At 39.3% G+C, this 14,603-nt stretch carries 14 protein-coding genes and 1 riboswitch; of the genes, 2 read left to right on the top strand and 12 right to left on the bottom strand.

What is annotated here, in order from left to right; translation table 11 throughout:
* Positions 1 to 86: 86 nt before the first annotated feature.
* Positions 87 to 257, bottom strand: a riboswitch (M-box (ykoK) riboswitch).
* Between the two features lie 323 nt (positions 258 to 580).
* Together P3T75_RS05805 and P3T75_RS05800 are read right to left on the bottom strand one after the other, a co-directional pair.
* Positions 581 to 1,129: a hypothetical protein gene (locus P3T75_RS05805; protein ID WP_282462444.1), complete on the bottom strand. Its 549-nt coding sequence runs from the start codon at positions 1,127 to 1,129 to the stop codon at positions 581 to 583.
* Complete coding sequence (locus tag P3T75_RS05800) at positions 1,126 to 1,713, bottom strand: hypothetical protein (RefSeq protein ID WP_282462443.1); 588 nt, start codon at positions 1,711 to 1,713, stop codon at positions 1,126 to 1,128. Before P3T75_RS05800 ends, P3T75_RS05805 begins: the two co-directional genes overlap by 4 nt.
* A 209-nt stretch (positions 1,714 to 1,922) precedes the next feature.
* On the opposite strand from P3T75_RS05800, the gene P3T75_RS05795 reads away from it, so the two are divergent.
* Positions 1,923 to 2,219: a helix-turn-helix domain-containing protein gene (locus tag P3T75_RS05795; RefSeq protein ID WP_282462442.1), complete on the top strand. Its 297-nt coding sequence runs from the start codon at positions 1,923 to 1,925 to the stop codon at positions 2,217 to 2,219.
* A 1,096-nt stretch (positions 2,220 to 3,315) separates the two neighbouring features.
* Here the strand turns inward: P3T75_RS05795 and P3T75_RS05790 are convergent.
* The 5 genes from P3T75_RS05790 to P3T75_RS05770 all read right to left on the bottom strand — a co-directional run bounded on the left by P3T75_RS05790 (position 3,316) and on the right by P3T75_RS05770 (position 7,611).
* Positions 3,316 to 5,574: a phage tail protein gene (locus P3T75_RS05790; protein ID WP_282462441.1), complete on the bottom strand. Its 2,259-nt coding sequence runs from the start codon at positions 5,572 to 5,574 to the stop codon at positions 3,316 to 3,318.
* Positions 5,575 to 5,579: 5 nt separating this feature from the next.
* Positions 5,580 to 5,891 carry a hypothetical protein gene (locus P3T75_RS05785; RefSeq protein WP_282462440.1) on the bottom strand — a complete coding sequence of 104 codons (312 nt, stop codon included), beginning with the start codon at positions 5,889 to 5,891 and terminating at the stop codon, positions 5,580 to 5,582.
* A gap of 385 nt (positions 5,892 to 6,276) precedes the next feature.
* Positions 6,277 to 6,762 carry a phBC6A51 family helix-turn-helix protein gene (locus tag P3T75_RS05780; RefSeq protein ID WP_282462439.1) on the bottom strand — a complete coding sequence of 162 codons (486 nt, stop codon included), beginning with the start codon at positions 6,760 to 6,762 and terminating at the stop codon, positions 6,277 to 6,279.
* A complete protein-coding gene (locus P3T75_RS05775; RefSeq protein ID WP_282462438.1) occupies positions 6,759 to 7,442 on the bottom strand; it encodes a hypothetical protein in 684 nt (227 codons plus the stop codon). The genes P3T75_RS05780 and P3T75_RS05775 overlap by 4 nt, the downstream gene beginning before the upstream one ends.
* A gap of 1 nt (position 7,443) precedes the next feature.
* The gene (locus P3T75_RS05770; RefSeq protein ID WP_282462437.1) at positions 7,444 to 7,611 is read right to left on the bottom strand and encodes a hypothetical protein; all 168 of its coding nucleotides are present in this window, start codon (positions 7,609 to 7,611) and stop codon (positions 7,444 to 7,446) included.
* 73 nt (positions 7,612 to 7,684) lie between these two features.
* Between P3T75_RS05770 and P3T75_RS05765 the strand changes: the two genes are divergently transcribed.
* Entirely contained in the window at positions 7,685 to 8,146 is a 462-nt protein-coding gene (locus P3T75_RS05765; RefSeq protein ID WP_282462436.1) for a PTS sugar transporter subunit IIB, read from the top strand.
* Positions 8,147 to 8,244: 98 nt separating this feature from the next.
* Here P3T75_RS05765 and wecB read toward each other — a convergent pair whose 3' ends face one another.
* From wecB to purH, 5 genes are all read right to left on the bottom strand, one after another.
* Entirely contained in the window at positions 8,245 to 9,360 is a 1,116-nt protein-coding gene (wecB, locus tag P3T75_RS05760) for a non-hydrolyzing UDP-N-acetylglucosamine 2-epimerase (RefSeq protein WP_282462435.1), read from the bottom strand.
* A gap of 132 nt (positions 9,361 to 9,492) precedes the next feature.
* Positions 9,493 to 10,470, bottom strand: coding sequence for a GMP reductase (gene guaC / locus P3T75_RS05755; RefSeq protein WP_282462569.1), 978 nt, complete (start codon positions 10,468 to 10,470; stop codon positions 9,493 to 9,495).
* 188 nt (positions 10,471 to 10,658) lie between these two features.
* On the bottom strand, positions 10,659 to 11,573 hold the full coding sequence (locus P3T75_RS05750) for an aldo/keto reductase (RefSeq protein ID WP_230710585.1): 915 nt from the start codon (positions 11,571 to 11,573) through the stop codon (positions 10,659 to 10,661).
* Positions 11,574 to 11,758: 185 nt separating this feature from the next.
* Complete coding sequence (gene purD / locus P3T75_RS05745) at positions 11,759 to 13,012, bottom strand: phosphoribosylamine--glycine ligase (protein WP_282462434.1); 1,254 nt, start codon at positions 13,010 to 13,012, stop codon at positions 11,759 to 11,761.
* 14 nt (positions 13,013 to 13,026) lie between these two features.
* The gene (gene purH, locus P3T75_RS05740; RefSeq protein ID WP_282462433.1) at positions 13,027 to 14,568 is read right to left on the bottom strand and encodes a bifunctional phosphoribosylaminoimidazolecarboxamide formyltransferase/IMP cyclohydrolase; all 1,542 of its coding nucleotides are present in this window, start codon (positions 14,566 to 14,568) and stop codon (positions 13,027 to 13,029) included.
* Positions 14,569 to 14,603 lie beyond the last annotated feature (35 nt).

Genomic DNA, 14,603 nt, shown 5'->3' with positions numbered 1-14,603 from the left:
CATCATTTTTGAAAAGACCACCCTGTCAAAAAGACTGCCTTGTCAAAAAGAAAAAACGCGTGCTCAACAATGAGCACGCGTTTAATAAGCGTATGTTCATGTTGAGCTTTAGCACTATAGGGCGTAGATAGCATCTGCTATCAGCTGCGTTATGAATAACCTTCACGATCATTCCTGTTCTACCAACTAAGAGTCTCTCGATTCTTTCGCGGCAGCAGCTTGTGTCCATATAGGAGCCTCACCTAACAAATATTTAATTATAGTCTACCAGCTAAAAGTTCCTCTCTTAGCTACAGCTAATATAACCCAGTGCAACAACAGTTGTCAACAATCAATGCGCAAAAAATTTCTGCTGCTACCAACTAAAGGCTGCATTTTCAGGAGAACGCATGGTGAATAATATAACAGTAAAAAAATGGGAATGCTGATCTAGCAGGGGTTAACTTCACAAAAACGCCCTTAACGTAAATTAACTACCATCTAAAAGTTATGCTGTTTTCAGTAAATTAATAGCCAGAGTACCTTCTACCATTTAACAGTTGGAAACTCTAGCTATTATTTATATTTTCACTGTTTATGACTACTTGGCTGTAATACTTTTACCTTTTACACTAAGATACATGCAGAAAAACGCCCATGCAGTTTGTTGCAGTGTATTGCCTGCACTTGCAAGCTCTTTCAACTCTGTTTCCAAATCCTCGCAACCTTCTATCAAGTTCAAGTCAGCCTCTATTAAAGCAGCATACGCAGCAAAGCGTGTTGAAATGTTGCTGAATTTTTTGAGACTTTGCTTGATTGCACTTAAATTTTTATTTGAGGCTGTGCTGTCTTTTGGCAGAACTGCGTCAAATAAAGTCATAGCGTATAAACTAAAACTTTCTACCATATTACTATTTGATTCCCATGTTTCTACAGCATACAACAATGCGCAATCCAACAGGGCAGTAATCTGCGTTGTAGATAAAGGGCAATCAGCATCACAATAGCTTTCTGTGTCCAAAAAGTAATTTTTTAGCTCTTGTCGCTGTTGCGTAATGCAATCATAAGTATAGATTGAACTGAAAATAAGTTTGTTTCCTGTTTGATACTGTTTAAGAAGTTTATCTAATGTAATTAATGTAATTTTCACGCCACTTCACCTTCCCACGCCTTAAAGAATGCTTTAAATGCTTTCTGTGCTTCACTTATTTCCAGTTCAATGTCTGCCACAAGGAACGTCCTTGCTAAAAATTTCATAGACTCTTGCTTATCCTTTGCAGATAAATAGGGCATAGCATCAAAAATAAGCAGCAAGCACATTTCATGTTCCTGTTGATTGAAAGCATTCAAGCAATTCATTGACACTTGCACATCTTGTGTTAAGTCCGACACTACTTCATGGATAGCAAGTTCTAACGGATAATACTCTGTTTTATTTTGCTGCTCTGCAAATAAAATACCATGGCCAGTACAGCGTAAATTTCTGTTTACCTCTGCAGTAAAGGCGGAGTCATTACCGTCTTGCCATTCATCAATAGTAATTTTCAGTGCATAGTCAAATATTGCATCCATATCAGTGTCGCAGTAAGACTCAGGTAATTCATTATAAATTTCTTTCAATACGTCTAGGCTATGCTCATACTGTTCAAGCCATAATTTTAAATAAAGTTCATAATCATTGCTTACGTTATACTGCTCTACCATGTTCACTACTGTATCGCTTGCTGTTGTCATTTTTCTTCCTCCTGTGATTGGCAACAAACAGAGGAACTGCTATAATAATCTTGTATTTGACTACAAGTAGACAGTTCAACTGTTAACTGTTGCTTGATTGCCAGAGTCGCCACTCTGGCTTTTTGTTTGATAATCAGCAGGAACTATTTAGTCCTGTCAAACAACGCAAAGTATAGAGGAACTATTTAGTCCTGTCAAGAGGTGAAAAGATGTTTTTTGCAGACACATTGAAAAAACTCAGAGGCAAGCGGGGTATTACTCAGAAAGAGCTTGCTTTGACGTTGGATGTTTCAGAGAGAACGGTAAGAAAATATGAATCTGGTGAAATGCAGCCCTCTACTGACAAGTTGCTGCAACTAGCAGAGCTTTTCAATGTTTCAGTAGATTACCTGCTGGGTAAGCCAGTCTCTGCAGAAGCCTTGCAGAGTTATGTCGCTGATCTATCCCCAGCAGAGCTACAAGCATTACAGGAGTTCATAAACCAGGAACTACAGAATGAACAATAAAACAATAAGCCAGAGTGATCCCCAGCAAGCATAATGCCTGTCTGTTGGAAACTCTGGCTTTTTTTATATCTACGGGAGCATCTACAGCATACTAACAACCAACTTACCTTGCTAACACATTTCTAAAATTTAATGTGTATTTATTTCTGGCACCACGTTTATATAAGCAAGGATGCCGCATTTTAACTCTATATTTCATTGTAGCTTAATAGAAAAATACAGTTAAACTATTATCTAGTGTAATCCTATTGCCTGCTACTGACTACACATAAAAAGCATTAAGCTACAATGATTTACTATCATAACCAGCTTTCAAAATTTACTGTGTGTATTGTGGAACTGCTTGGGGGTAGCTGAGAAAAGGGGTGCCTCCCCTGTGGGGGGGTATGATGACCAGCTCTTAGAAAGTTAAATCACTTAAATAGAACCCAACGTTAAATAACTGTTAAAAGAAGAATGAGCGTAATTGCAAAGTACAATAAAATGAATGTTTATTTAGTTTACATAATGTATCTAATGCGAAGCTAATAGATTAAACTTGCTTATAACAGCTTAGCAGCAACAAGTAACAGTATTCTCTACGGTAGTTACTGCTGTAATCAAATACAAAACTATGTATATTATTTTATTCTCTATGATAAACAGATACTTCACTGTTATCTATTGTATAACATTGCATTAATTATACAGTTTATCATAGTTAGAACGACAGCAATTAAATAACACATAAATTCAACCTATTAAAGACGGAGTAAACCTAGCAATGCCCACAGTTAGCAGTGCTATCCTTTTATAAAATGCGCCATACAAGAAAAGTGTCTGCTTAATGTTTGCAGAGTATCCTCTCTGTTCATCATCTGACTAACAGTAGCACACAAGTATTGTTACAGCAACAGTTAGCATACTTCTATAAACTGAAATGACTTCTGTTAAAAATCTGCATTGCCTTCAATTACAGCATGTCACGGTGACCCTTAATTGTGACACAACACGTACAAGGTTAAGACCCTTGCAAAAACTGCCCCGACAACAAAAAAATAACACAGCCCTTACAGTAATTAGCTGTAAAGACTGTGCTTTGTGATACTGTATTCTATTAACGCTTGCCTCGCATCCTGTTTCTGCTTGCGGATAGTCTGTCTTGCTCTGTAGTCACAGCAGGCGTGATAACTTTAGCAACTTCTCTATCATTGAAAAAGATATGTGTCTGCACAGTCTGCGGTGTTGTGCGTTCTCTATGTTCCACTGGTTCCTTGTCATCTTTCATAAAGTCAGAAACTGCCTTGGCAAAAGGAGCCATTCTGCTTTTATTTGAAAGTGGCACAACAGCTTCATCCCCTGCCTCACCAACACCAACAACAGATGGGCCAGTGAAGATACCACCAGTCGCATACCAGTCAATCCCAATACTTGGAATCTTGCCTTTTAGTGGATTGAAGGAGCCACTGATTCTAAAGTGTGGCAGTGGGATATGCGGAATAGAGATTGAAGGGAATTTTAATTTAAAGATAAAGGCGCTCTTAATTCTCTCAACAATATTAAGCACAGTATTTTTTGCGGCTTCAATTGGTCTAGTAATTGCAGACTTGATGCCATTCCAGACATTTGTTGCAATATTTCTGATACCATTGAAAACATTGGAAACTGTTGACTTAATACCGTTTACTACAGATGAAACTATAGATTTAGCGCCATTAATAGCTCCTGAGATTGCCGCCTTAATGCCATTCCAAACTGAAACAGTGACTGATTTAATACCGTTCCAAACAACAGAAGTAAGTGCTCTAATAGCGTTCCAAGCATTGCTGATTCCAGCAGTGAGAAACGTCCAAGCACCTGCAGCTATCTGCTTAATTCCAGCCCAAACACCTGACCAGTCACCCGTAAACAGGCTGCTAAACACTTTAATGGCACCCAAAATTACATTCAGCGCACCTTGAAAAATTGTTTTAATATTTTCCCATACAGTTTGAATCACCACTTGAACCGCCGGCATTATAAACTCAATAATACTTGCTATAATGCTAAACGCATTCTTTACTGCTTCAATAATTGTCTGACCGTTAGCTTGCCAGAAGGCTGTTAGTTGCCCTACAATACTTTGAATAAATGTAATTGCATCTTGCAAAATGGGTACGGCCACATCTTTAATAGCGTTAAAAACCCGTACAAAACTATTAAAAACAGAATTATCACCGCTAAAAATCCCTGTCCAATATTCAACCAACGCAGCTATATAACCTTTAATACCTTCAACAACTGCGCCAAAAATTGTGCTTGCTTCTTCTGTTTTAAGAAAGCCACCGACAAACTCCGTAATTTTAGCAATGACAGGCTGCAAAAACTCTACTGCTGCAGAAAGCCCAGTTTGCAGTGCTTCAAAGGCAGTCTTTGCAATTGGTGTCAGCTTCTCAAATAGCGGTACCATAGCTTTTAGTCCCGCTTCCATGCCACTGCCAATGCTTGCGAAGATGTCTGCAAGTCCCATGCCTGTTACACCTTGGATAAATGCGTCAAAACCCTTTATCACTTCTGCTACACCACGTATAACAGCAGTTTTCATGATTTCAATGCTCGTGCCAATTCCTGCGGTTGAGTCTTTGGCAATAGTGCTGAGTGCTTTTAGCCCTCCGCCGCCTTTTTCGTTCAGATTGATCAGCGCTGACTGAAACTTTTCAACAGAAATACTGCCATCTGATAGACCTGACTTGAATTGACCAGTAGTAAGGCCCATTTGTTTTGCTAAAGCATTCAACGCAGGCCCAAGACCGCCATCAATCATTGAATTCCATGTCTCAGCGTCTACTTTACCGTTAGAAAATGCTTGGGATAGTTGAACAATAGAGTTTTCTACTTGTGCGGTAGTACCACCAAAGCCCAGTATGCCGTTGTTCAGCGCAGCAAAAAGTTTCTGTGATTTTCCAATGTCGCCCGTGCTAGAAGCTAACAGTTGTACTCCTTTCACAGCGCTATCCAAGCTAGTAGGCAGCCCTTTAATGCTGCCGCTTAAATCTTCCATCATTGCCTTACTTGCTTTTGCGGAAAATCCCATATTTTCAAAGACTCGCTGACTGTTATTCAGTGTGTCTATACGTGATATGGCTCCGGAAACACTACCCTTAACCATATCAACTGCTGCAGAAACGCCTTTGATTGCTAAGCCATAGGTACCTGCTTTTGCCAAGCTCTTGCCAAAATTACCTACTGCCCCTGTTAGCTTTGAGAAGGGGCTGGCTTTAGCTACTTGCTGAAAGTTGCTTGTTGTCTGCTTAGTTGACCGACTTACGTTTTGTAGCGCGGTAGACACTTGTGAAGTGTCTACTCTTATATCAAATTTGATGCTACTTACAGCCATCTGATTTAGTTTACCTCTTCCATATAATCAGCCAGCTTGTTGAGACTACCTTTTTCTCTCATATTCACATTAAGTGCTGTATATACAGCTTCTAATAGTTCATTCATACTATATTTTTTAAAATTCTGTTTAACTTGCTTTCTTGAAATGTAAGAACAATCTGCCAATAACCCCACATAAATCCACGTATAAATATGACGTTTTTCTAATTTTTCCGGCTTAAACAAAGAAGGCAACTTAATTCCTTGCTGTTCAGCCACAGAAAAACTTTGTAGTGGATATTTCAGTTTCACTAACTCACCATCCAAATAAAACATGCTAACACCTCCGTTTTTTCTGCAACACAAAAAGCCCCCTGCAAGGCGCAGCAATAAGCTGCAAATGCAAGGGGCAATTTCCGCTGTTTTTATTCTGATTCAAAAAAGGAAAGAAAACTATGACAGTATAGTGCTGAAAACAGCACTATTAAACGTTGTTTAGCTTCAATTCTTAGCATTTTAGTATTGTTGTTTAACTGTGAAAAACAACGTTTAATAGCACTGCCATCTTCATAAACAGATGGCTGCACTAACTACTGTCCTTCTTTATTTTTACTGCTACTACAAAAATAGCGGCAACTGAGATAAGCAAAGCTGTAGAAGCTAGCATAATTTTCAGCAATAAAGCCAAAGTACTATAAAACTGCTGAAGATAATAACTGATCTATTCACCTTTTTTTAGCCCTCGTTTTTCTTCAAAAGTTTGAGGTGGCTCTAACTGATTAGCCTCAATTTTTTCTTCAAGCTTACCGTTATCAATGCCATATTTTTTCATTACCACATCTAGATCAATGACAGACTCTTGTTTTTTTAGCGTTACGTCAATGCTATCTTTTACCAGAAGACCTGTACTTTGATAAACTAAAGCCGCAGCTTTTGCTCTTGCGCTGTCACCACCGTTAGTTAAAAGATCCTCAACAGCTGTCACAGCTTTTGGCAGGAGACTCATTGCTCTTATCCGCTCTATCTTAATAATTTCCTTCTGGATCTCTGGCTCCCGCAGCCAACGGTGAAGTGTACGTCGTGAAACGCCAACTTCTGCAGCAATTTGTTGCAAAGATGCCCGGCCGTCTGGGTCAGTGTAAAGCTCAATAAATTGCTTTTGTTGCGTAGTCGGGCTGTTGCTGTTAACTAAATTCTGCAACGTCACTGCTTACCTCCACTGTGAGCTGCATTGTAGTTTGCCGCATAAGCAGCATCATTAATTGCCCGTTGCTTAGCCAGTGTTTCCTTCACCGCCGGACTATGCCGTTCAATGCGCTCCCAGACGGTACTGAAATAATACCTTGGGCAATACTGCGCAACGGCATTAGTGCGGTACATTAAGCTGTGATAATCTGAAGTGATGGCCACATACAGTTCATCAATATCCGCTGTGTTTGCAGCTGTCTCAAATGTATCCTCAATCTTACGCAGTTTGTCAGTTTGCTGGCTTTTCAACTTGTGCAAGTCTGCTTCAATCTCACGCAACTTTTCAGAAAGAAACTGTTCTTTATAGCGCTCAAACTCCTGCTGTTCTGTTCGCACCTGTTCCTGTGTTTTTGCAGTGTGTTTTGCTTCTGCAAAGCCTGCGGAAGCTGTCAGAAAGGCTGCAAATCCCTTGCCAGTGTAATCTGGCTTTTCTTCTCTGCCATACTTGAATGCTTCAGCCTGTTGTAACTCCTGTTTCAGTTTGGCTTCATGCGCCTTCATTTCCTTCACAGTTCCTTCAAGAGAGGTTAACCGCTTCTTCAATCTGATTGCAATTTCTACATCCATTTTCAAGTACTCTGGATCAGTCAGCTTTTCCGCTTCTGCCTGTTTATTAGTGAAGAAGTCAAATAATCCCATATTATTCTGCCTCCACAATTGTAATTTGTAAGCCGTCTTTCGCTACTGGCTTTTCATCTGGCTTCTCTACCTCAGGCACTGGGCTGCCATCAAACAGTGTAACTTTCACTTTCTGGCGGAAGTTTGCCAACTGAGTGCGTGCTTCATCAATTTCAAGCTGCTTTTTCATAGCTGCATCATATATTTACTTAAAAAACAGTGACTTCATTGCGATTTTATCCAATTCAAGGCGTGGCTTTGTTTTGAATTACGAGAAAAAGTTCCCTCATATTATTGCTGGTTTGAAGCAATTTATTGGCGACTATGGAATTAAAAACAACATTCAAATCACGATTGACCATATGTACCATCAACTATTTCTTATCATTACTTTACTGCCTCAAGTTTTGGAATATTGGCAGTTTAAAACCCGAACGTTAATTTTATCCGACGTTTCTTTAGCACATCCCCACTACTTACAAAAAAAGTTACAACAGCATTTTATTAACCAAACCGATTTCGAACTAATCGACTGTGTCAATACACATCACCAAAAGATGCACGAACAATTTGAAGCTTATGATTTAATCATCTCAACCTTCTCGCCGCAAGAAATGTTTGGTCATCTTCCCATCGTGACGATTAAACCGATACCTGATTTTCACGACTTTCTTAAAATCGAGTCGGCTTTACAACAAGTAACTGCCCACAAACATTCTGCCTAAGGGAATTTCTCTTAATTTTTCCTCTTTTGAAAAATAACAACCTAACAAATTAGGACCAAAAGCCATGGTGGCTTTTGGTCCTAATTTGTTAAAACTTTTTATATCCCTTCATTATTTTTTGTAAAATACGCAACAATAGCATTTAAAATTCGCTCACTCGCTTTTCCATCGCCATATGGATTTTTCGCCTGAGCCATTTTTTTATATGCCTCTTGACTGGTTAAAAGATTTTTAGCCGCTTCATAAACTTGCTCTTCATCAGTCCCCACTAAGCGCAACGTTCCAGCTTTTATTCCCTCTGGTCGCTCCGTTGTATCCCGCAACACCAAAACCGGTACCCCAAGTGAGGGGGCTTCTTCTTGCACCCCACCAGAGTCGGTCATAATCAAATAACTTCTAGCAGCAATATTATGAAAATCCACTACATCTAGTGGTTCAATTAACGCCACATTTGCCAAATCCCCCAGCTGTTTTCGTGCATTTTGTCGTACTAATGGATTTTTGTGCATCGGAAAAACAATCGAAACTTCAGGAAATTCCGTGGCTAAGCGGCGCAATGCATGAAATACCGATGCCATTTTATCCCCTAAGTTTTCCCGTCGATGCATGGTAACTAGGATCTGTTTTTTATCTGCTGAAAGTGCAGGATGCCCATATTCTTTTTTCAGCGTATATTTCATGGCATCAATTGCTGTATTACCCGTGATATAAATATGATCAGATAAATGATGCTCTTGTTGCAAATTCTCCGCACTGGTGGCAGTCGGCGCAAAATAAAGATCACTTAAAACATCCGTCAACTGACGGTTGGCTTCTTCTGGATAAGGCGAATATTTTTTATAAGTTCTTAATCCGGCTTCGACGTGACCAATTGGAATTTGCTGATAAAAAGCGGCAGTTGCCGCAGCAAACGTTGTTGTAGTATCCCCGTGAACTAACACGATATCTGGTCGTGCTTGTTTTAACACTGGCTGTAATTCCAATAAAACTTTGGTCGTAATATCAGTCAACGTCTGCCCGTTACTCATAATATCCAAGTCAAAATCCGCTTTTAACGAAAAGATTTCCATCACTTGATCTAGCATTTCACGATGCTGTGCTGTTATAGTGACAATTGATTCAAAACGCGTATCTTTTTCCAGCGCTTTAATAACTGGTGCCATCTTAATCGCTTCTGGTCGTGTACCAAAAATCGACATGACTTTGATTGTCATTTTATCCCCTCTTTCAAAAAAAATAATAAATTTCGATCACAAATAACATCTAATCCTTCGTCTTCATTCTAGCATAACCTGTAACAAGATGAAAAAAACCACGACTGTCGACAGTCGTGGTTAAAATACTACTTAAATCGTATCGCCATTAAAAATAGAGTTTTTCACAATCACATAATCGACTTTGCGAATTGCTTCTAAGTCTTTGCCGCCCGCATAAGAGATCGATGACTGTAAGTCCTGTTTCATTTCCACCAAGGTATCTGCAAGCTTACCTTTGTAAGGAATCCAAATTTTCTTACCTTCTACATTTTTCTTTTCACCTTTTTGAAATTCAGAAGCACTACCAAAATATTCCTTCAAGACAACACCGTCTTGTACTTTGGTTTCCCCTGGAGATTCTTCATGCCCAGCAAACAGCGAGCCAATCATAACCATGGTAGCACCAAAACGAACGGATTTTGCAATATCTCCGTGGGTTCTAATTCCGCCGTCGGCAATGATTGGTTTTCTGGCCGCTTTTGCACACCAACGCACAGCTGCTAATTGCCAGCCCCCTGTACCAAAGCCTGTTTTAATTTTAGTGATACAAACTTTACCTGGTCCAATTCCAACTTTAGTTGCATCCGCACCAGCATTTTCCAATTCACGAACTGCTTCTGGTGTTCCCACGTTACCGGCAATGACAAATGTCTCTGGCAATAAACGTTTAATGTGTTGAATCATTTCAATCACAGCATTAGCATGCCCATGGGCAATATCAATTGTAATGTAGTCTGGCACTAGATTTTCTGCTGCCAATTCTTCAACAAAAGTGTACTCATGAGGTTTTACGCCAACACTAATTGACGTAATCAAGTTACGACTTTGCATTTTTTTGATAAAAGGAATACGGGCATCTTCATTGAAACGATGCATAATGTAGAAATAGCCATTTTCAGCTAAAAATTCCGCGATATTTTCATCGATAATCGTCTGCATATTAGCAGGTACTACCGGCATTTTAAACGAGTGCTTCCCTAAGGTTACCGTTGTATCACACTCGGAACGAGAACTTACGATACATTTATTTGGAATCAGTTGAACATCTTCATAATCAAAAACTTTCATATCAAACATAATGAATAGCCTCCATTTGTTTATTTGGGTCACATTTTTTGCGCCCTATGTAATTTAGCCCATCTTATTCAGAAATGCAACAGAATAATCGTAAATATTTTCTTAAAACACAAAAATCGTTCGGAAATTCCGAACGATTATCGTTTTCACGCTATTTATTATCAGAAATTATAATTAATTTATGGCAAATCATTTCCTGCTGCTAAATAAATGTCATACCAATCTTCTTTTGCCATTACCACATCACTAGCTTTGGCGATTTCTTCAATTCGTTGCGGATTCATAGTACCAGCAATCACTTGCATATTGGCCGGATGACGTAAAATCCAGGCTGACGCAATACCAGTTGGTGTCGTATTATACTTTTCAGCCATTTCTGTTAATTTTTTATTTAATTCAGGGAATTTCTCGTTACCAATAAAGACCCCTTCAAAAAATCCATACTGATAAGGTGACCAAGCTTGAATTGTCATATCATTCAACCGTGAAAATTCCAAAATACCATCGTCGTGATCAACACTACGAGAATCTGTCATATTCACATGTAAGCCAAAATCAATCATGCCCGTATGCATAATTCCAAATTGTAATTGATTGGCAACTAAGGGTTGGCGCACATATTTTTTTAACAATTCGATTTGGCGTGAGTATTGATTGCTGACCCCAAAATATTTTACTTTACCTTCTGACTCCAATTGATCAAAAGCTGCCGCTACTTCTTCTGGCTCCATCAATGTATCTGGGCGATGTAGTAATAGTGCATCTAGATAGTCGACATTTAAGCGTTTCAAGCTTTTTTCTACTGAAGATATGATATGTTCTTTTGAAAAATCAAACATTTTACCTGGGACAATGCCACACTTACTTTGGATAAACATATCTTCTCTTTTATAGCCGGTTTTAGCAAAAGCTTCTGCAAAAATTTCTTCGCATTTTCCTTGCCCGTAAATATCCGCATGATCAAAAAAGTTGATGCCATTTTCTACGGCTGCGTGAATCACCGCGACAGGATCTTTGGCCTCAGTAATTCGCATACAACCTAAGACGACACTAGAGACACCTAATTCATTTGGTCCAAAGTTAACTTGTTTCATCTTGTAACCTCCAAATTTGCAAATATAATTCATTAAAAATTGCTTCCTGTTAAATTTTAACACAACTTAGAGAAAACGCTAACAACTTAATTTAAAAAATCCTCCACAAATAAAAACAGCAGACAAGACAAACATTTTGTCCCACCTGCTGTTTTACAAACATATATCCTGCTGTTGTTCTGAATTTATTTGAATGCTCTTGCGCCAATATCCTTGCGATAAAACATTTGCGGCAAGTCCATTTGAGCTAGCGCTTCATAAACCTCATCGCGGGCCGTTTTCAAATCGCTAGCTTGGGCTGCGACTAAGAAAATTCTACCACCGGCTGCGACTAAGTTTTCAGCTTTTTTAGCTGTCCCAGCATAATATAATTCTGTCTTTTCAGTTGTAGTTTGTGGCAATACCATACCTTTTTGATAATCGCCAGGATAGCCTTGTGCGGCAACGACTACCCCAAATGCTGCCTGATCATGCCACGTCACCACCGGTTTTGTCCCTTTTAAAAGTGCCGTAATAATATCTGCTAAACTAGATTTTAAGCGCGGTAAGACAACTTGTGTTTCTGGATCACCAAAGCGTGCATTAAATTCGATTACTTTGGCCCCATCTTTTGTCGCTATTAAGCCAGCATACAAAATTCCAGTAAAAGGTGTGCCGTTTTTTACCATGCCATAAGCCGCAGGTTCCAAAATTTCTTTAACTGCCTTTGTCACCATTTCATCACTGATTTGCGGTACAGGGGAATATGCACCCATGCCGCCGGTATTTGGTCCTTTATCTCCGTCATAGGCGCGTTTATGGTCTTGGGCAATAACCATAGGATAGACTTCTTCATTTTTAACAAACGCCAATAAGGAAAATTCTTCTCCAGCTAAAAATTCTTCGACGACTACCTTAGCACCACTTTCACCAAAACGATTTCCCTCTAACATGTCGGCTAACGCCGTTAGTGCTTCTTCTATTGTTTCAGCTACGACTACACCTTTTCCAGCCGCTAATCCATCAGCTTTAATGACAATTGGGGCACCTTTTTCCTCAACGTAAGCCGCCGCTTTTTGATAATCAGAAAAAGTTTTATAAGCTGCGGTTGGAATCTGATTATTTACCATAATTTGTTTGGCGAAATCTTTTGAACTTTCAATCTGCGCTGCCTTTTGATTCGGACCAAAAATTAGTAAACCTGCCTTTTGAAAATCATCGACAATCCCTCTTTGTAGCGGGGCTTCAGGCCCAACAAAAGTCCACGTAACATTTTCTTTCTTAGCAAAGTCAATGAGTTTTTCATGCTCGTTTTCTGCAATGGCAACAGTTATTATCCCATCTTGCTTCATCCCTGGATTTCCCGGAGCACAAAATACCTGTTCCACTTTTTCATCTGCTAACAATTTCTTAGCAATGGCGTGTTCACGACCACCGCCACCAATAATAAATAATTTCATTTTAATATCCTCTCTTAGTGACGGAAATGACGAACATCCGTGAAGACCATTGCAACACCGTATTTATCCGCCATGTCAATTGATTCTTGATCACGAATACTTCCACCCGGTTGTACAATTGCCTTAATGCCATGCTCTGCGGCAAATTCCACTGAGTCTCCCATTGGAAAATATGCATCACTGGCTAAAACTGCACCGTCCATTTTGCCAGCATTTTCTGCTTGCGCAATTGCAATTTTAACAGAACCAACACGATTCATCTGACCGGCACCAATCCCAACGGTTTGATGTTCATTTGCCAACACAATTGCATTTGATTTTACATGTTTTACGGCCTTCCAGGCAAAAGCTAAAGCATTTAACTCCTGGGCACTTGGTTGTCTTTTAGTGACCACTTTAAAATCATTTACCTCTTCTTTTATTACATCTTGATCTTGCAGGAGTAATCCACCTAAAACGGAAACTTTTTCTGGTAATTCAGCTTTATTGACTTCACTAAAATCTAGTGTCATTAAACGAATATTTTTCTTACTACTTAACAATTCTAAGGCATCTGTAGCAAAGCTTGGAGCAATAATAATTTCCAAGAATAATTTGTGCATTTTTTCAGCGGTCGCCAGATCTACCTTTCGATTTAAAACAATGATTCCTCCAAAAATAGAAACTGGATCGGCATCATAGGCAAAATCATAGGCCTTTACAATGGTATCAGCTGAGCCGATGCCACAAGGATTCATATGTTTTAGCGCTACTACCGTTGGCTCTTTAAACTCTCTTACGATCCGAATTGCTGCATCGGCGTCTTTAATATTGTTATAAGACAGCTCTTTACCATGAAGTTGTTTGGCTTGCGCAATCGAGTAGCTGACCGGTAATGCATCGGCGTAAAAAGCCGCCTCTTGATGAGAATTTTCCCCATAACGCAAATTTTGTTTCAAATCATAAGTTAAAGTTAACTTTTCTGGCTCTTTTTCTGCCACAAGCTCTGTCATAAAGCCTGCAATCAACGCATCATAAGCAGCCGTATGTCGAAAAACTTTTGCGGCTAATTTTTGTCTGGTTGCAAAAGTTGTCTTCCCATTTTCTTTAATTTCGGCTAAAACTTTCCCGTAATCTAACGGATCAACCACAACCGTTACAAATTCATGGTTTTTAGCAGCTGAGCGCAACATACTGGGCCCACCAATATCAATATTTTCAATGGCATCTTTTGTCGTTACATCCGCTTTTAAAATAGTTTCTTTAAAAGGATAAAGATTGACCACTACCAAATCAATTGGCTGAATATTATGGTCTGTCATAGCTTTGACGTGTTCAGTATTATCACGACGACTTAATAGCCCGCCGTGAATAAGAGGATGTAATGTTTTAACCCGACCGTCCATCATCTCTGGAAAATGAGTTACTTCTTCAATTCCAATTGTCGCAATACCAGCTTTTGTAAGGGCATTTTGCGTGCCGCCAGTCGAAATAATTTCCCAGCCAGCCTGTAGTAATCCTTCTGCCAGTTCTACGACACCAGTTTTATCGGAAACACTGATTAAAGCTCTTTTCATTTCATAAACTCCTCTTAATTGATTTTTATTCCGTA

Source organism: Enterococcus montenegrensis (assembly GCF_029983095.1).
Lineage (GTDB): Bacteria > Bacillota > Bacilli > Lactobacillales > Enterococcaceae > Enterococcus_C > Enterococcus_C montenegrensis.
This window is presented reverse-complemented; position numbering and strand designations above follow the sequence as displayed.